Here is a 17,714-nt window from a genome sequence, read left to right on the forward strand (position 1 = left end):
GTCATCAATGATCGCCCAGGAACTGGAAGTCAGCTTGCACATGGCCTTTGTCGAAGCGCGCCAGCAGCGCCACGAGTTCATCACCGTGGAACACCTGCTGCTGGCTCTGCTGGACAACCCCAGTGCAGCGGAAGTGCTGCGCGCCTGCTCAGCCAACATCGATGACCTGCGCTCGGCCCTGTCCAACTTCATCAAGGACAACACGCCCCAGGTGGCAGGCTCCGATGAGGTGGACACACAGCCCACGCTGGGTTTCCAGCGTGTGATTCAGCGCGCCATCATGCATGTGCAATCCACCGGCAACGGCAAGAAGGAAGTCACGGGCGCCAACGTGCTCGTGGCCATCTTCGGCGAGAAGGATTCGCACGCCGTCTACTACCTGCACCAGCAGGGCGTGACGCGCCTGGACGTGGTCAATTTCATTGCCCACGGCATCAAGAAGGGCGAACCGCCCGAGCCCGCCAAGGCCGAAAACCCTGCCGAGTCCGAAGAGGGCGCCGGTGGCGAGCGTAACGAAAAGGCTTCGCCCCTGGAGCAGTTCACGCTGAACCTCAACCAGGCGGCCAAGGACGGCAAGATCGATCCGCTGATCGGGCGCGACTACGAGGTCGAGCGCACCATCCAGATCCTGTGCCGCCGCCGCAAGAACAACCCTCTGCTGGTCGGCGAGGCCGGCGTGGGCAAGACGGCGATCGCCGAAGGCCTGGCCTGGCGCATCACTGAGGGCAAGGTGCCCGAGGTGCTGACCGAAGCCGTGGTCTATTCGCTGGACATGGGCGCGCTGCTGGCGGGCACCAAGTACCGTGGTGATTTCGAGCAGCGCCTCAAGGGCGTGCTCAAGTCGCTCAAGGACCGGCCCAACGCCATCCTGTTCATCGACGAAATCCACACGCTTATCGGCGCGGGCGCCGCTTCGGGCGGCACGCTGGACGCGTCCAATCTGCTCAAGCCGGCGCTGTCCAGCGGCCAGCTCAAGTGCATCGGCGCGACCACCTTCACCGAGTACCGTGGCATCTTCGAAAAGGATGCGGCGCTGTCGCGGCGTTTCCAGAAGGTCGATGTGGTCGAGCCCACCGTGGCCGAGACCGTGGACATCCTCAAGGGCCTGAAGTCGCGCTTCGAGGAACACCACAGCGTGCAGTACGCCGCCGCCGCCCTGCAGGCTGCGGCCGAGCTGTCGGCCAAGTACATCAATGACCGCCACCTGCCCGACAAGGCCATCGACGTGATCGATGAGGCCGGTGCCGCGCAGCGCATCATCCCGGTGGAGCAGCGCAAGCAGACCATCGACAAGGCCGAGATCGAGGCCATCGTGGCCAAGATCGCGCGCATTCCGCCTGCCAACGTGTCCAACGACGACCGCAGCAAGCTGCAGACGCTGGAGCGCGATCTCAAGAGCGTGGTCTTCGGCCAGGACAAGGCGCTGGAAGCGCTGGCCTCCTCGGTCAAGATGGCGCGCTCGGGCCTGGGCAAGCCGGACAAGCCGATCGGCTCCTTCCTGTTCTCGGGCCCCACGGGTGTGGGCAAGACGGAAGCGGCCAAGCAGCTGGCCTACATCCTGGGCGTGGACCTGATCCGTTTCGACATGTCGGAGTACATGGAGCGCCATGCCGTCAGCCGCCTGATCGGCGCGCCTCCGGGCTATGTGGGCTTTGACCAGGGCGGTCTGCTGACCGAGGCCGTGACCAAGAAGCCGCATTCGGTGCTGCTGCTCGACGAAATCGAGAAGGCGCATCCGGACATCTTCAACGTGCTGCTGCAGGTCATGGACCACGGCACGCTGACGGACAACAACGGGCGCAAGGCCGACTTCCGCAACGTGATCCTCATCATGACCACGAACGCGGGCGCCGAGACCATCAACAAGGCCTCGATCGGCTTCACCAACCCGCGCCAGGCCGGCGACGAAATGGGCGACATCAAGCGCCTGTTCACGCCGGAGTTCCGCAACCGTCTGGACGCCATCGTCAGCTTCAAGCCGCTGGACGAGCAGGTCATCCTGCGCGTGGTCGACAAGTTCCTGCTGCAACTGGAGCAGCAACTGGCCGAAAAGCGCGTGGAGGTCACCTTCACCGATGCGCTGCGCAAGCACCTGGCCAAGAAGGGCTTCGATCCGCTCATGGGCGCCCGCCCCATGCAGCGCCTGATCCAGGACACCATCCGGCGTTCTCTGGCCGACGAGCTGCTGTTCGGGCAGCTGGTCGACGGTGGCCGCCTGGAAGTGGACTGGGTGGCCGACGCCGACGATGCCGACAAGGGCGAAGTCAAGCTCGACATCACGCCCCAGCCCAAGCAGGACCCGGCTTCTGAGCCGGCCGAGCCCAAAGAGGCCACCGCCGACTGATGTGCATCGCCTGATGCCCATCGCGCAAGCCGACAGCCCCCCGGGCTGCCGGCTTTTTCTTTGATCCGCCCGAAGGAGTCTTTGTGGAGTGGCTTCGTCAGTACCTGACCCATGAGAATGCGCTGCTGCTGCTGTCGGTGACCTGGTCGGTCTATGTGGTGATCGTCGCGGTGTGGATCCTTCTGCAGCGCAGCGCGCCTGTGGCCACGCTGAGCTGGCTTCTGTCCATGGCGGCGATTCCCGTGGGCGGGCTGGCCATTTACTACTTCTTCGGCCCGCAGCGGCTCAAGCGCCAGCGCATCAAGCGGCTGCGTGCGCGAAAGACATCGCGTGTGCGAACAGGCGTGCAGCGCCTGCGCGAGCGCATGCCGGGCAGCTCGGAGCGCCTGCACCAGGTCGCGCGGCTGGTGGCGGCCACCAGCGACTTTCCCGTGAGCACGGCCGCCGACCTGCGGCTGCTGGTGGGCGGCGCTGCCACCTTCGACGCCATCATCGAGGCGGTGAATGCGGCGCGCCACCACATCCACCTGGAGTACTACATCTTCGAGCCCGACCAGACCGGCACGGCCCTGCGCGACCTGCTGATACAGCGGGCCCGCGCAGGCATACAGGTGCGCCTGCTTGTGGATGCCCTGGGTTCCAAGAAGCTGGGACGGCGCTTTCTGCAGCCGCTGGAGGATGCGGGCGCCGAGGTCGCACTGTTCCATGGCACCAAGATCGGCCGGCGGCTGCGCCCGGTCATCAACTTCCGTACCCACCGCAAGATCCTGGTGTGCGACGGCAAGGTGGGCTTCACGGGCGGCGTCAACGTGACCGACGAAGAGAACGCGCGTGTCATGCCCGATGCCTACCACGACGTGCACCTGCGCCTGGAGGGTGCCATCGTCAACTGGCTGCAGACCGTGTTCCTAGAAGACTGGGCCTATGCGCTGGAAAAGGACCCCAAGAACGAGCCTGCCGACATCGACCTGCTGCTGCCGGATGCGCCCGAGGGCCCGCTGCCCGTGCAGATCATCACCTCGGGCCCCGACAACGGCCTGCAGGCCATCTACCGCGCCCATCTTGCCGCCATCAACGCGGCCGAGGAACGTGTCTGGCTGACCACGCCGTATTTCGTGCCGACGGAGGCCGCGCTGGCAGCGCTCACCAATGCCTCGCTGCGCGGTGTCGATGTGCAGCTGCTGGTGCCGCGCCGTTCTGACTCGGCCCTGGTCACGGCGGCTGCGCGCTCCTACTACGACGAGCTGATCCGCTGCGGCGTGCGCGTCTACGAGTACAAGGCGCGCATGCTGCACTCCAAGACCCTGGTGGTGGATGACAACATCGCCATCATCGGCACGGCCAACTTCGACTACCGCAGCTTCTTCCTGAACTACGAGGTCTGCGCCATCGCCTACGGGCCTGCGCTCAACGGCGATCTGGCCAAGCAGTTCGAGGCCGATCTGGAGCAGGCCCAGCGCGTGCATTTCAAGCGTGACCTGGGCTTTGCGCTGCGCCTGTTCGACTCGGGCGCGCGGCTGTGTTCGCCCCTGTTGTGAGGGCTGGTAGCCCGTTTTTCGCAGGCATACTCGCCCGATGGCCCATACCTTCTTCTGGCACGACTACGAGACCTTCGGCGCCCAGCCGCGCTATGACCGGCCCGCGCAATTCGCGGGCATCCGCACCGATGCGGAACTCAATGAAATCGGCGAACCCGTCATGTGGTACTGCCAGCCGGCAGGCGACTACCTGCCCGATCCGCAGTCCTGCCTGATCACCGGCATCACCCCCCAGCAATGCCTGGAGCAGGGCATGCCCGAGGCCCAGTTCGCCGCCCGCATCGAGGCAGAACTGGCCCAGGCAGGCACCGTGGGCGTGGGCTACAACACCATCCGTTTTGACGACGAGATCACGCGCTTCATGTTCTGGCGCAACCTCATCGACCCCTATGCGCGCGAATGGCAAAACGGCTGCGGGCGCTGGGACCTGCTCGACGTGGTGCGCATGGTCTATGCGCTGCGCCCCGAAGGCATTGTCTGGCCGAAAAAGGAGGATGGATCTCCAAGCTTCAAGCTCGAGGACCTGGCCCGCGCCAACGGCCTCCTGCACGAAAAGGCGCACGATGCGCTGTCCGACGTGCGCGCCACCATCGGGCTGGCGCGGCTGATCCGCAAGGTCCAGCCCAGATTGTTCGACTTCGCTTTCTCGCTGCACAAGAAGGACCGCGTGCTGCAGGAAATGGGCCTGCCGGCCGAGCCGGCGCATGCCAGGCCTTTCCTGCACGTCAGCGGCATGATCCGGCCCGAGCGCGGCTGCATCGCCGTCATGTGGCCGCTGGCCACGCACCCCACCAACAAGAACGAGATCATCTGCTGGGATCTGGCGCAGGACCCGTCCGAGCTGGCCTCCATCGACGTGGACACGCTGCGCCTGCGCCTGTTCTCGCGCGCGGCCGACCTGCCCGAGGGCGTGCAGCGCCTGCCCATCAAGAGCATCCACGTCAACAAGTCGCCCATGGTGGTCGGCAGCCTCAAGACGCTGAGCCCGGCCATGGCCGCGCAATGGGGCATCGATGTGGAGCAGTGCATGGGCCATGCGGCCATTGCACGTGACCTGCCCGACATGAGCGCGCTGTGGCGTGCAGTTCACCAGCGCCCTGCGCAGGAAGGGCTGGATGCCGACCAGGACCTGTACGGCGGCTTTGTGGGCAATGAAGACCGGCGACGCCTGAACCACCTGCGCAGCCTGTCTGCGCAGGAGCTGGCGCTGGACCGCACGGGCTTCGACGATGCCCGCCTGACCGAACTGCTGTTCCGCTACCGCGCCCGCAACTTCCCCGCCAGCCTGAACCCGGCCGAGCGCCAGCGCTGGCTGCAGCACTGCGCGGCCTGCCTGATCGAAGGCAAGGGCGGCGCACGCACGGCCGAGCAGATGTTTGCCATGGTGGACCAGCTATCGGAGAGTACGGACGAGCGCGGCGAGGAGATCCTGGGGGCGCTGTATGACTATGCGGAAGCCATCATGCCGGAGGTCTGACGCTGGAGTGTCAGGGGGCCGGTTCAATCATGAACACGGAAGAGGAGCTGAACACCGGCAGCTTGCTGTTGTCAGTCACGGCTCCATGCCAGAGTCATTGCGGTCTTCGTCGTCGGCAGCCAGACGCACGGCAGGCAACTGCCTGAGCAGTGCCGGCAGCCACTCCTGCACTGTCTCCCACACCACATCAAGGTTGATGTCGAAATAGCCGTGAGCCATGCGATTGCGCATATTGCGCATGCTGCGCCACGGCACCTCGGGGTGCGACTGGGTGAACTTGGCGTAGCCGTTCATTACCTTCGTGGCTGCCTCGCCGATGATGATGAAGCTCATGATGACGGCTTGCTGGGAGCGCTTGTCGGCGAAGAAGTCCTCCTTGGTCAACCTTTCCACGAAGCTGCGCGCATCGATCGCAGCCTGCTGGATGTGGTCCAGGTAGTCAGGCAGGCGGTAGTTCTCGCTCATACCGGTTTTGCCTCTGCAAGCACCTTGGCCCGGAACTTCGACGGCAGGTCACCGGGCGTCAGCAAATCGACGTTAACGCCGAGCAGCAATTTCAGCTCGTCTTCCAGATCACCCAAGTCCAACAAGGTGGCACCGGGCAGCGCGTCGACCAGCAGGTCGAGGTCGCTCCCGTCCCGGTCGGTGCCGTGCAGTACCGAACCGAAGACTCGCGGGTTTGCCGTGCGAAAGCGGCTGACCGCTTCGCGCACCGCACTTCGCTTCATGTCAAGCACAACGGACGGGCGCATAGGCATCCTTTCTTGTCGAATCTCGTTGAGATGATATGCAATCCACTGTGCTGTCAGCCAAAGAACTTGTAGCAGACCACGATGGCCGCCACCACGCCGGCCAGTTCGGCGATGAGGGCGCAGGGCACGGCGTGGCGGGCGCGCTGTATGCCCACGGCGCCGAAGTAGACGGCCAGGACGTAGAAGGTGGTTTCGGTGCTGCCCTGGATGGTGGCGGCCACCAGGGCGGCGAAGCTGTCCACGCCCTGCGTCTGCATGGTCTCGATCAGCATGGCGCGCGCCGCGCTGCCCGAGAAGGGTTTGACCAGGGCCGTGGGCAGGGCGTCCACGAAGCGGGCGTCCATGCCCAGGGCATCGACCACCCAGCGTATGCCCGACAGCGCGTACTCCAGCGCACCCGATGCGCGGAACACGCCCACGGCGCAGAGCATGGCCACCAGGTAGGGCAGCAGGCCCTTGGCCACGTCAAAGCCTTCCTTGGCGCCTTCGATGAAGCTGTCGTAGACCGCGACCTTGCGCCAGGCGCCCAGGGTGACGAACAGCACGATCAGGACAAACAGCGTCAGGTTGCCCAGCAGCGATGACAGCTGGGCCAGCGCGGCCGCCGACAGCGTGGCCAGAAAGGCCATGAAGCCGGCCAGCGCCAGGCCCAGCGGCAGCAGGTAGCCCAGCACCACGGGGCTCCACAGCGGCAGCCGCTGCACGGCGGCCACGGCCAGCAGGCCGACCAGGGTCGAGGCCGAGGTGGCCAGCAAGATCGGCAGAAAGACCAGGGTGGGATCGGGCGCACCCTGCTGCATGCGGTACATGAAGATGGTCACGGGCAGCAAGGTCAGCGACGACGCATTGAGCACCAGGAACAGGATCTGCGCATTGGTGGCGGTGTCGGGCCGGGGATTGAGCTCCTGCAGCGAGCGCATGGCCTTCAGGCCCATGGGCGTGGCCGCGTTGTCCAGTCCCAGCCCGTTGGCCGCGAAGTTCAGCGTGATCAGGCCCAGGGCCGGATGGCCGCGCGGCACCTCGGGCATGAGCCTGGCGAACAACGGGCCCAGCACGCGCGCCAGCCACTCCACCACGCCGGCCTTCTCTGCGATGCGCAGAAAGCCCAGCCACAGCGTCAGCGTGCCGAACAGCAGCACCATGACCTCGACCGACAGCCTGGCCATGGCAAACAGCGCCTGCACCATGGCCGAGAAAATCCCGGCCTGGCCGCCGACCAGCCATTGCGCCAGCGCAGCCACGGCCGCCACCAGAAAAAAGCCCAGCCACAAGGCATTCAGCATGGATTCCCATCCCTCACGAGGCAATTGCAAGCCGCCATTGTGGGGCCAGCCGCAGGGCTTACGGGCCAGGGCGGCAGGGCATTGACAGGGCTCCGTTATCCTCGCGGCCCCGCAGTCCGAGGACCGCACCATTGCTGCAAAGGATTCCATGCCCCAGGTGATAGGACAGGTGAGCGTCGCCGTGCGCGACTATGACGAGGCGCTGCGCTTTTATGTGGGTGCGCTGGGCTTCGTGCTGATCGAGGACACCGCCCTGTTCGAGGGCAAGCGCTGGGTCACCGTGGCCCCCGGTGGCGGCGGGGTGCGCCTGCTGCTGGCCCGCGCCACGAATGAGGAACAGGCCGCGCGCGTGGGCAACCAGACCGGCGGGCGCGTGTTCCTGTTCCTGCAGACCGACGACTGCCTGCGCGACTTCGAGGCCTACCGCTCGCGCGGCGTGCGCTTTGTGCAGGACCCCCAGCGCAAGCCCCACGGCACCGTGGCCGTGTTCGAAGACCTCTACGGCAATCTGTGGGATCTCATCGAGCCGCATCCGGCGCGTTGAGGGCCGAAGGCGCGCTGCTTCAGCGGCTGGCCACGATGAACAGCCTGGGGAAGGGCAGCAGCACCGTGCCATCGTCCAGTGCGGGGTAGGCCTGGGAGATGGCCTGCAGATACGCTGCGTAGAAGCCGGCCTTTTGCTCCTCGTCCAGCGGCGCGACGAAGGGACGCAGCGCCGAACCCTTGAACCACTCAACCACCGCGGCATGGCCGCCCGCCAGCGGGTGGAAGTAGGTGGTGCGCCAGACATCGACGTTGCTGCAGTGCGGGCGAAGCAGGGCGTAGTAGAAGTCCGCGCTGTGCCGTGCGGGGTGGCGCACATCGCCAATCGTGGCGGCCCATGGGCCGCTGGCGGCCACTTCGCGCGCCAGCCGGTGGGCCGGTTCTTCCAGGTTGTCCGGCGTCTGCACGGCCAGGCTGCCACCGGGTGCCAGGTGGCTGACAAGGCGCGGGTAAAGCTGCTGGTGGTCGGGCAGCCACTGCAGCGAGGCATTGGCCAGGATCACGTCCTGCGGCTGGTCGGGCTGCCAGGTGGCGATGTCGGCCAGGGAGAAGGCCGTGCCCGGCAGCCGCTTGCGTGCGGCATCCAGCATGTCCTCGGAATTGTCCAGCCCCGTCACGGTGGCTCCGGGGAAGCGCTGGGCCAGGACCTCGGTGGAGTTGCCGGGGCCGCAGCCCAGGTCCACGGCCAGCCGCACGGCGCGGCCAGGCAGATCGGGAATGGCGGCCACCAGGTCGCGCACGGGGCGCGTGCGTTCCTGCTCGAACGTTGTGTACTGCTTTGCGGACCAGGTCATCGTGTTGCCTTTCAGGTAGGTGTGTTTGTGGGGCGCGAGCGTAAATCCGTCCATCCATGATTGCAAATGCCACAATTGAAGTCTTCCCATACCTTGAAAGTATTGATGTGCCCGAGCTTCGCCAACTGCGCGCCTTTGTCGCCATCGCCGAGGAAGGCCACATCACGCGTGCGGCCGAGCGCCTGGGCATGCAGCAGCCGCCGCTGACGCGATTGCTGCAGGGCCTGGAACACGAATTGGGCGTGGAGCTGGTGCAGCGCCTGCCGCGCGGCGTGCGGCCCACGGCGGCGGGGCTGGCGCTGCTGGAAGAGACCAAGGCGCTGCTGGGTCGCTGTGACGTCCTGGCCGAGGTGGTGCGCCGCGCCGCCCGGGGCGAGACGGGCCGGCTGGCCGTGGGCTTCACCAGCTCTGCCGCGCTGCATCCCTTCGTGCCCGGCGTGCTGCGCATGTTCCGCCAGCAGGTGCCCGGCGTGGCCGTGGCGCTGGAGGAGGCGGGCACGGGTGAACTCATGGATGCACTGCTGCACGAGCGGCTGGACGCGGCCTTTGTGCGCTCGCCCCTGCATGGCAGCCAGGGGCTGCAGGCCGTGCCGATTCTGGAGGAGCCCATGCTGCTGGCCCTGCCTGCAGGGCATGCGCTGGCACGCCCATTGCGCCGGCCCGTGCCTTTGCCGCAGCTCGCCTCGGAGGATTTCGTGCTGTACCGGCGCAGGGTAGGGCAGGGCCTGTACGACGCCATTCTCAAGGCCTGCCTGGAGGCGGGTTTCAGCCCGCGCGTGGTGCAGGAGGCGCCGCGCATGACGGCCACGCTGAGCCTGGTCTCGGCAGGGCTGGGGCTGTCCATCGTGCCGGCCTCCATGCAGCGCCTGCGCAGCGACGGCATTGTCTACCGTGCGCTGTCCCAGTGCCCCGGGCTGGCCGCTCCCCTGCATCTGGCCACGCGCGTGGGCGATGCGTCGGCCGTGCTGCGCAGGTTCCAGGACCTGGTTGCCACGGCGGCCGTGGCGGAGTCCTGAAGGCGCGGACTATGGTGACCTGGTTGCTGCGCGTGCGGCAGCGCGCGGGCCGCCGCGCTGCTTGACCACGGTGCGTGCGCAGTCCACCAGCCTGTGGATCAGCGGCAGCCGTGCCGATGAGCGCAGCCACATCACGCCAAAGCGCCGCGACTGCGATTCCTCGGGCAGGGCCAGGCGCACCACGCCCTGGCCATCGGGCAGGTTCAGTGCCGTGTCTGGCACCAGCGAAACGCCCAGGCCGCGCTCCACCATCATGGCAATGGCCACCAGCGAGCTCAGTTCAAAGCGTTCCTGCGGCGCAATCTGCGCGGCGCGCAGGTAGCGCTCCACCATTTGCCCACCGCCGAGGCTGCGGTCATAGCGGATCAGCGGCTGGGTGCGCAGCAGCGTGTGCGGGTCCAGGTGCGCCAGCTGGTGCGGCACCAGCAGCACCAGCGGCTCCTCGCGCAGCAGTGTCCAGTCGAAGGTCTTGGCCAGGGCGAAGGAGGGGTGCAGGCAGACGGCGGCATCCAGCTCGCCCTGCTGCACGGCCTGGTACAGCTCGCGCGTGGTGGCCGAGCGCAGGAAGACCTTGGTCTGCGGGCACTTCTTCACAAAGCCCGCCAGGATGTCGGGCAGCAGGCTGTGCAGAGCCGTGTTGATGGTGCCTATCACCAGCTCGCCGTCGGCGCCCTCATGGTTGACATGGGTCTTGGCGTTGGCCAGCTCGCGCAGCAGCAGCGGGGCCGATTGCGACAGCCGGTGGCCGGCTGGGGTGGGCAGCACGGTGCGGCCTGCGCGGGCCAGCAGGGGGGCGTCGAACTCGCGCTCCAGGGTGCGGATCTGCTGGGCCACGGCGGCGGCCGTGATGTTCAGGCGCCGCGCGGCCTCGGCCATGGAGCCGGTCTCCACCACGAGCAGGAAGCTGTGCAGGTAGCTGGTTTCCATAAACAAAGAATTTGTGTGGTTTGAACAAATATTACCTGTGTTTCTCTTGGCTTTCTGCCACCCACAATGCGGTGCATGAGAAGCAAACTGTTTGTTCCCGCATCGCGTTCCGAGCTGTTCGCCAAGGCCCTGGCCGGCGACGCCGACGCACTGTCCTTCGACCTGGAGGACGCGGTGGCCGAGGCCCGCAAGGACGAGGCGCGCGGCCTGCTGCGCAGCTTCCTGCTCAGCCCTGAAAGCCGGGGCCATGGCAAGACGCTGATCGTGCGCGTCAACGCCATGGATACGCCGCATTTCGGCGCCGACATCGCCGAGATGGTGCGCGACGGCGTGCACCTCATCAACCTGCCCAAGCCCGAGACCGTGCAGCAGGTGCGCGAGGCCGCACAGCGCATTGCCGAGGCGGCAGATGCCAACGGCGTGGCCCAGGCGCCTGGCCTGCTGCTCAACATAGAAACACCCCGCGCCCTGCGCTGCGCTGCCGAACTGGCCAGCGCCCATGCCAGCGTGGCCGGCCTGCAGATGGGGCTGGGCGATCTGTTCGAGCCCTTTGGCGTGAACCGGCGCGAGCCCGCCGCCATTGCCCAGGCGCTTTTTGCCGTGCGCATGGCCGCCGCGGAGGCCGGCGTCTACGCCTACGACGGCGCCTTTGCCGACATCCGCGACAGCGAGGGCTTCAGCGCCGAGGCCCGCCTGTCACGCGGCCTGGGCTTTCTGGGCAAGACCTGCATACACCCCAGCCAGATCGCTCTGGCCAATGCGGTCTACCAGCCCACCGAGCAGGAAATCGGGCACGCCCTGAAGGTGGTGGAGGCGGCCCGACAGGCAGATGCCAACGCCCTGGGCGCCTATGTGGTGGACGGAAAGATGGTGGACAAGCCCTTTGTGCTGCGTGCCCAGGCCATCGTGACTGCGGCGCATGCACAGGGGCTGCTGGTGGCCTGAATAGGGTTCTGGCATTCCGGTGTACGGGGTCCTGCATGCCGGGCACCACAACGACAAGAAACAGTACAGGAGACAAAGACATGAGCATTTCCCTTTGCCGCGCGCGGCGCAGGCTTGTGGCGCTGGCCGCCACCACAACGGTGGCCACGCTGGCCGGGCTGGCTTCGCCGGGATTGATGGCGCAGGGCGCCTTCCCGTCCAAGGCCATCACCATGGTGGTTCCCTATCCGCCGGGAGGCTCCAACGACGTGTTCGCACGCCAGGTCGCCAAGGAAATGGGCGATCTGCTCAAGCAGACCGTGATCGTGGACAACCGGCCCGGCGCCAGCGGCAACACCGGCACGGCCTCGGTGGCCAAGGCGACGGCGGACGGCTACACGCTGGTGGCGGTCTCGTCCAGCATGACCACGAATGCCGCGGTGCAGGCCAAGATGCCCTTCGACCCCGTCAAGGACCTGGCGCCCGTGGCCATGTTTGCCAAGGGCCCGCTGGTGGTGGCCGTGAACAACGAATTCCCGGCCAGGACGCCGCAGGATCTGGTGCGCGCCATCAAGGCCAGCCCGGGCCAGTTCAACTACGCCACCTCGGGCACCGGCAGCATCAACCACTTCGCGACCGAGATGATGCGCTCCATGGTGCCGGGCATGGACATCATGCATGTGCCCTACAAGGGACAGGGTCCGGCCGTGACCGACGTGATCGGCAACCAGGTGCAGATGCTGGTCTCCAGCGGCCCGTCCATCCTGCCCATGGTGCGCAACGGCAAGCTGCGCGCCATCGGCATCACCAGCCTCAAGCCCAGCCCCATTGCGCCGGACCTGACGCCCATGGCAACGGCCATCCCGGGCTACGAATTCGATCTGTGGTGGGGGCTGCTGGCGCCTGCGGGCACGCCCGCCGACATCGTGGACCGCCTCAACCAGGCCGTGAACCAGGTGCTGGCCAAGCCGACCATCCAGGCCAGCTTCCTGCGCGAAGGCGCCATTGCCAACCCCGTGACGCCGCAGCAGTTCGCGCAGGTGATCCGCAGCGACGTAGCGCGCTGGAAGCAGCTCGCCAAGGACCGCAATATCCAGGCCGACTGAACCCGGCCTTTGGCGGGAGGTGCCCCAGGCCTTCCCGCTTCCCTATCAGGAGAAACGAATGAGTTTTGTGCCCGGTGAACGCCAGGGACCGAAAGGCCCGCTCAGCGGTGTGCGCGTGCTGGATCTGAGCGCCTATATCGCGGGGCCTTATGGCTGCTCGCTGCTGGCGGACCAGGGCGCCGAGGTGATCAAGGTCGAGCCGCCCGTGGGCGACAACCTGCGCAAGTACCCCTCCACGCTGGAAGCTGAAAGCCGCGCCTTCCTGGGCGTGAACCGCAGCAAGTGGGGCATGGTGCTGGACCTGAAGGATGAGGCCGACCACGCCGTGCTGCTGCGCCTGGTGCGCGAGGCCGATGTGCTGGTCCACAACTTCCGGCCCGGCGTGCCCGAGCGGCTGGGCATCGGTTTTGCGCAACTGGCCGCCATCAACCCACGCCTCATCTATTGCAGCGTCACCGGCTATGGCAGCCGCGGACCGCTCAAGGCCAAGGCGGGCTACGACCAGGTGCTGCAGACCATGACCGGCATGTGCGCCATGCAGGGCAAGGCAGGCGGGCCGCCCGAGATTCTCTACGGCTCCGTGGTGGACTACTACGCCTCGGCCCTGGTGGCGGGCGGCGTGTCGTCGGCGCTGTACGAGCGCGAGAAAAGCGGGCTGGGCCAGCATGTGGGCGTGTCCCTGCTGCGCGCGGCGCTGACCATGCAGTCCGCACGCATGGTCTGGGCCGAGGGCGAGCCGCGCGAGGTGGGGCGCGACATGCGCTCCGGCGGCATCACGGGCATCCACCCGACGCGCGAAGGTTATCTCTACATTTCGGCCAACACCGCGCATTTCTGGGCGGCGCTGTGCCGCAAGCTGGATCTGCCCGAGGTGGCCAGCGACGAGCGCTACGACTCCGTGCGCAAGCGCGCCCAGCACCGCGACGTGCTGGTGCCGCTGCTGCGCCAGGCGCTGGCGGGGCGCAGCGCACTGGAATGGGAAGCCTTGTTTGGCGAGGAAGTGCCCTGCGCGGCGGCCCGCACGGTGGAAGACATGTTCGACGACCCGCAGGTGCAGGCCGAGGGCATGGTCACCCGCTTCGAGCACCCGACCCTGGGCAGCTACCGGGGCTTTGCCGGCGCCGTCGAATTCGACCGCACGCCCGGCCCGCCGGCCTTTGCCGCACCCACACTGGGCCAGCACACCCAGGCCCTGAAGGCCGCCGCACAAGAGGGCTGCTGATGCAGGCACTGCCCGCTGGCGCCTGCGACGCCCATCTGCACGTGTTCGATCCGCGCTTTGGTACGCGTTTTGATACGCGTTTTGGCGCCCATGCCACGGCTGCCGACTATGCGCAGCTGCGCGGCGCCATGGGGCTGGAGCGGGCCGTCATCGTCCAGCCGCGTGCGCATGGCACGGACAACCGCGCCACGCTGCAGGCCATCGGGTCGCTGGGAGCCTCCCGCACGCGCGGCATTGCCGTGGTGCACCCCGATATCACCGACGCACAGTTGCAGGCGCTGCATGACGGCGGCATTCGCGGCATCCGTTTTTCGCTGCACACCGAGCACGATGCAGCCGTGCGGCTGGACATGCTGGAGCCGTTGGCCGAGCGCATTGCCGCGCTGGGCTGGCATGTGCAGCTGCACTGGCTGGCCAGCCAGATCGAGGCCCATGCGGCGCTGCTGCAGCGGCTGCCATGCACCCTGGTGTTCGACCACATGGCGCGGCTCGCTGACAGTGCTGACGGCGCTGGCGTGCACGAGCCCGCCTTCGGCGTGGTCCGTGGGCTGGTGCAGCAGGGCAGGGCCTGGGTCAAGCTCTCGGGCCCGTATCTGAACAGCCGGGCGGGCCTGGCCGCAGGCTATGCCGACTGCGACGCGCTGGCGCAGGCCTGGGTGTCCGAGGCCCCGCAGCGCCTGGTCTGGGGCAGCGACTGGCCCCATGTCACCGAGGCCGCACGTCCCCCGACACCGCCTGGCTGCTGGCGCTGCTGTCGCGCTGGATTCCCGATGCGGCGCTGCGCGCCCGCGTGCTGGTGCACAACGCCGCCGAGCTGTACGGATTCGATTGAGGGCGCGGGGCACGCAAGCCTCGCAGCCCAGGTTTTCACCATTGAGCAACAGGAGACAGAAACGTGAAGAAGATCAAGACACTGCGGCCCGCCATGACGGTGCTGGCCTTGGGTATTGGGGCGGGGCTGGGCCTGTTCCAGGGCACGCTGCATGCGGCCGACTATCCGGCCGCGCAGGCCATCACGGTCGTCGTGCCGTTCTCGGCCGGCGGCGGTGCGGACAATGCGGCGCGCATCATCGCCAAGGCGCTGGGCGAGGTCTCGGGCCAGACCGTGGTGGTGGACAACAAGGCCGGCGCCAGCGGCGCCATTGGTGCCGCCCTCGTGGCGCGCGCCAAGGCCGACGGCTATACGGTGCTGTATGACGCATCGTCCTTCGCCATCAACCCGGCACTGCGCAAGCTGCCCTATGACCCGGCCAAGGATTTCATTGCCGTGTCCCAGGCCATCAGCGTGCCCAACATCCTCGTGGCCGCGCCGACCTCGCCCTACAACAGCCTGGCCGACTTCATGAATGCCGCGCGGCAAAAGCCCGGCAGGCTCACCTATGCCTCCTACGGTCCGGGCAGCCTGGCCCAGATGGCGACGGAACTGCTCAAGGCAGACGCCAAGTTCGATGCCGTCCACGTTCCCTACAAGGGCGGGGCGCCCGCCATCGTCGATGTCATGGGCGGCCAGGTCGATGTGTACTTTGCCAACGCGGCCTCCAGCATCAACTACGTCAAGGGCGGCAAGCTCAAGGCGCTGGCCGTGTCCTCGGCCAAGCGCATGCCGGACCTGCCCGACGTGCCCACGGTGGCGGAAAGCGGCATCAAGGGCTTCGAGGTCACGGAGTGGAACGGCTTTTTCCTGCCCGCAGGGACTGCGCCCGAGACTGTGCAGAAGCTGCAGGACCTGGTGCAAAAGGCACTGGCCTTGCCGGCCACGCGCGCCAGCCTTGAAAAGCTGGGCCTGACGCCGGTGGGCAGTTCCTCCGCCGCCTTCACGGGCTTCGTGGCGGCCGAGCGCAAGCGCTGGGATGCCGTGGTCAAGGCCAACGGCATCACCGTGCAGTGAGCCGCCGCGCGTGACGCGGCTCAGGGCGTGGCGGTGACGCGCAGCAACTGCCCGCCCTGGGCGTCCGTCAGCAGGTAAAGCCAGCCGTCCTGTCCCTGGCGGACATCACGCACGCGCTGGCCCAGGCGCAGCAGTACCTGCTCGCTGGCGGTCACCTTGCCTGTCCACAGGGGGGCAGGCCAGCGGGTGCCGGCGCGAGGCGCCCGTCACCGTGCACGATGCGCATGCGGCCCGGCCGACTGCGCTGTATCGCATTCGGCCGGCTTTGATCTGGCAAACATCATGCACGACGCGGCCAGAGCCAGCGGTGCCCTGTCAACCACTGCGCAAAAAGCCCGCGCAGCCACTTGCGCGGGTGTATAAACAGCGCTCTTTCGGCGCCGGGCCGGGTCCCTGCGTGGGGCGGTCGGCGGCGCCTCCTACCCACCAGAGAATCCGCAAGGGAAAAGCAGCCATGGGCGCGCAATGGAAAGCAAAGGGCAAGGCGCTGGTCGCCGATGCCAAGGGAAAGCTGTTTGGCAAGCTGGCCAAGGAAATCATCGTCGCGGCGCGCGCCGGCGCCGATCCGGCAGGCAACTCGCGCCTGCGCATGGCCGTGGAAGCCGCCCGCAAGGCCTCCATGCCCAAGGACACGCTCGAACGTGCGATCAAGAAGGGCTCGGGCGTGGGTGCCGATGCCGTCAACTACGAGCGCGTGGTCTATGAAGGCTACGGCCCCAACCGCGTGCCCGTGATGATCGAGTGCCTGACCGACAACGTGAACCGCACGGCGCCCAACATGCGCGTGTGCTTCCGCAAGGGCCAGATGACGGCCGTGGCCTGGGACTTCGACCATGTGGGCATGATCGAGGGCGAGCCCGAAGGCGGTGCCGATGCCGAGCTGGCCGCCATCGAGGCCGGCGCACAGGACTTCGAGCCCGGCGAGGAAGAGGGCACGACGCTGTTCATCACCGACCCGACGGACCTGGATACCGTGAGCAAGGCGCTGCCGGCCCAGGGCTTCAAGGTGCTGTCGGCCAAGCTGGGCTACAAGGCCAAGACGCCGGTCAGCATGGCCAGCCTGTCGGCCGAGCAGCAGGAGGAAGTGCAGGACTTCCTGGCCGGCATCGAGAACGATGACGACGTGCAGCACGTCTATGCGGGGCTGGTGGATTGATCCCGCTGCCCCCCGCTCCCCAGCAAAAAAGCCGCACGATGTGCGGCTTTTTTGTGGGTGCGTGCACCAAGCCTACTTGGTGCCGAAGATGCGGTCGCCCGCGTCGCCCAGGCCCGGCAGGATGTAGCCGTGCGCGTCGAGCTGGCGGTCCACGGCGGCCGTGTAGATGTCCACGTCGGGATGGGCCTTTTGCATGGTGGCCACGCCTTCGGGCGCGGCCAGCAGGCACATGAACTTGATGGACTTCGGGTTCAGCTGCTTCAGGCGCGCCACGGCGGCGGCTGCCGAGTTGCCCGTGGCCAGCATGGGATCGACGACCAGCACGTCGCGCTCTTCCATCTCGGAAGGCATCTTGAAGTAGTACTCGACGGGCTGCAGCGTCTCGGGGTCGCGGTACAGGCCGATGTGGCCGATGCGCGCACCGGGCACGACGTTGAGCATGCCGTCGAGGAAACCGTTGCCGGCGCGCAGGATGGACACCAGCACCAGCTTCTTGCCGTCGATGACCTTGCCGGTCATGGTCTCCAGCGGGGTTTCGATCTCGATGTCCTGCAGCGGCATGTCGCGCGTGATCTCGTAGGCCATCAGCGTGGACAGCTCCCCCAGCATGCGGCGGAAGCTGTTGGTGCTGGCTTCCTTGCGGCGCATCAGCGTGAGCTTGTGTTGGACCAGCGGGTGGTCGATCAGGTGCAGAGTACTCATGGTTTTCTTCTGGAAAAAAGGGGCGCCGGCATTTGCGGCCGG

At 67.1% G+C, this 17,714-nt stretch carries 16 protein-coding genes and 2 pseudogenes; 11 read left to right on the forward strand and 7 right to left on the reverse strand.

Annotated features, from left to right (window positions below; translation table 11 throughout):
* The first annotated feature begins 7 nt into the window (after positions 1–7).
* The 3 genes from clpA (at position 8) to sbcB (ending at position 5,359) form a co-directional block, all read left to right on the forward strand.
* Positions 8–2,344, forward strand: a complete 2,337-nt coding sequence (gene clpA, locus BO996_RS16050; RefSeq protein WP_012205339.1) for an ATP-dependent Clp protease ATP-binding subunit ClpA — start codon at positions 8–10, stop codon at positions 2,342–2,344.
* A gap of 83 nt (positions 2,345–2,427) precedes the next feature.
* Complete coding sequence (cls, locus tag BO996_RS16055; RefSeq protein ID WP_012205340.1) at positions 2,428–3,882, forward strand: cardiolipin synthase; 1,455 nt, start codon at positions 2,428–2,430, stop codon at positions 3,880–3,882.
* A 37-nt stretch (positions 3,883–3,919) separates the two neighbouring features.
* Entirely contained in the window at positions 3,920–5,359 is a 1,440-nt protein-coding gene (gene sbcB, locus BO996_RS16060) for an exodeoxyribonuclease I (RefSeq protein ID WP_071955589.1), read from the forward strand.
* Between the two features lie 75 nt (positions 5,360–5,434).
* Here sbcB and BO996_RS16065 read toward each other — a convergent pair whose 3' ends face one another.
* Genes BO996_RS16065 through BO996_RS16075 form a run of 3 tightly spaced genes read right to left on the reverse strand, consistent with a single transcriptional unit; the run spans position 5,435 to position 7,394 of the window.
* Positions 5,435–5,824: a HepT-like ribonuclease domain-containing protein gene (locus tag BO996_RS16065; RefSeq protein WP_071955591.1), complete on the reverse strand. Its 390-nt coding sequence runs from the start codon at positions 5,822–5,824 to the stop codon at positions 5,435–5,437.
* Positions 5,821–6,111, reverse strand: coding sequence for a nucleotidyltransferase family protein (locus BO996_RS16070; RefSeq protein ID WP_071957129.1), 291 nt, complete (start codon positions 6,109–6,111; stop codon positions 5,821–5,823). Before BO996_RS16070 ends, BO996_RS16065 begins: the two co-directional genes overlap by 4 nt.
* A gap of 53 nt (positions 6,112–6,164) precedes the next feature.
* Positions 6,165–7,394, reverse strand: a complete 1,230-nt coding sequence (locus BO996_RS16075; protein WP_071955593.1) for a nucleoside recognition domain-containing protein — start codon at positions 7,392–7,394, stop codon at positions 6,165–6,167.
* Between the two features lie 148 nt (positions 7,395–7,542).
* On the opposite strand from BO996_RS16075, the gene BO996_RS16080 reads away from it, so the two are divergent.
* On the forward strand, positions 7,543–7,938 hold the full coding sequence (locus BO996_RS16080; RefSeq protein ID WP_071955595.1) for a VOC family protein: 396 nt from the start codon (positions 7,543–7,545) through the stop codon (positions 7,936–7,938).
* A gap of 19 nt (positions 7,939–7,957) precedes the next feature.
* Here the strand turns inward: BO996_RS16080 and tam are convergent, their stop codons facing one another.
* Positions 7,958–8,731 carry a trans-aconitate 2-methyltransferase gene (tam, locus tag BO996_RS16085; RefSeq protein WP_179217887.1) on the reverse strand — a complete coding sequence of 258 codons (774 nt, stop codon included), beginning with the start codon at positions 8,729–8,731 and terminating at the stop codon, positions 7,958–7,960.
* 107 nt (positions 8,732–8,838) lie between these two features.
* Between tam and BO996_RS16090 the strand changes: the two genes are divergently transcribed.
* Positions 8,839–9,747, forward strand: a complete 909-nt coding sequence (locus tag BO996_RS16090) for a LysR family transcriptional regulator (protein ID WP_198041236.1) — start codon at positions 8,839–8,841, stop codon at positions 9,745–9,747.
* Positions 9,748–9,756: 9 nt separating this feature from the next.
* Here BO996_RS16090 and BO996_RS16095 read toward each other — a convergent pair whose 3' ends face one another.
* On the reverse strand, positions 9,757–10,674 hold the full coding sequence (locus BO996_RS16095) for a LysR family transcriptional regulator (protein WP_071955601.1): 918 nt from the start codon (positions 10,672–10,674) through the stop codon (positions 9,757–9,759).
* Between the two features lie 75 nt (positions 10,675–10,749).
* Between BO996_RS16095 and BO996_RS16100 the strand changes: the two genes are divergently transcribed.
* From BO996_RS16100 to BO996_RS16120, 5 genes and pseudogenes are all read left to right on the forward strand, one after another.
* Positions 10,750–11,619, forward strand: a complete 870-nt coding sequence (locus BO996_RS16100; RefSeq protein WP_071955603.1) for an HpcH/HpaI aldolase/citrate lyase family protein — start codon at positions 10,750–10,752, stop codon at positions 11,617–11,619.
* An 80-nt stretch (positions 11,620–11,699) separates the two neighbouring features.
* Positions 11,700–12,704, forward strand: a complete 1,005-nt coding sequence (locus BO996_RS16105; protein ID WP_071955605.1) for a tripartite tricarboxylate transporter substrate binding protein — start codon at positions 11,700–11,702, stop codon at positions 12,702–12,704.
* A 58-nt stretch (positions 12,705–12,762) separates the two neighbouring features.
* Positions 12,763–13,926, forward strand: coding sequence for a CoA transferase (locus BO996_RS16110; protein WP_071955607.1), 1,164 nt, complete (start codon positions 12,763–12,765; stop codon positions 13,924–13,926).
* A pseudogene (locus BO996_RS16115) lies at positions 13,926–14,758 on the forward strand (amidohydrolase family protein). The gene BO996_RS16110 and the pseudogene BO996_RS16115 overlap by 1 nt, the downstream one beginning before the upstream one ends.
* A gap of 63 nt (positions 14,759–14,821) precedes the next feature.
* A complete protein-coding gene (locus BO996_RS16120; protein ID WP_083571164.1) occupies positions 14,822–15,814 on the forward strand; it encodes a tripartite tricarboxylate transporter substrate binding protein in 993 nt (330 codons plus the stop codon).
* 20 nt (positions 15,815–15,834) lie between these two features.
* Here the strand turns inward: BO996_RS16120 and BO996_RS16125 are convergent.
* A pseudogene (locus tag BO996_RS16125) lies at positions 15,835–15,978 on the reverse strand (PQQ-dependent sugar dehydrogenase); the annotation flags it as partial.
* Positions 15,979–16,268: 290 nt separating this feature from the next.
* On the opposite strand from BO996_RS16125, the gene BO996_RS16130 reads away from it, so the two are divergent.
* Positions 16,269–16,970, forward strand: coding sequence for a YebC/PmpR family DNA-binding transcriptional regulator (locus BO996_RS16130; protein WP_012205353.1), 702 nt, complete (start codon positions 16,269–16,271; stop codon positions 16,968–16,970).
* A 72-nt stretch (positions 16,971–17,042) separates the two neighbouring features.
* On the opposite strand, the gene upp is transcribed toward BO996_RS16130, so the two are convergent.
* On the reverse strand, positions 17,043–17,672 hold the full coding sequence (gene upp / locus BO996_RS16135) for a uracil phosphoribosyltransferase (protein WP_012205354.1): 630 nt from the start codon (positions 17,670–17,672) through the stop codon (positions 17,043–17,045).
* Between the last annotated feature and the right edge of the window lie 42 nt (positions 17,673–17,714).

Origin of the sequence: Delftia sp. HK171 (assembly GCF_001886655.1) — a bacterium.
In the GTDB taxonomy this organism is placed as follows: Bacteria; Pseudomonadota; Gammaproteobacteria; order Burkholderiales; family Burkholderiaceae_C; genus Comamonas; species Comamonas acidovorans.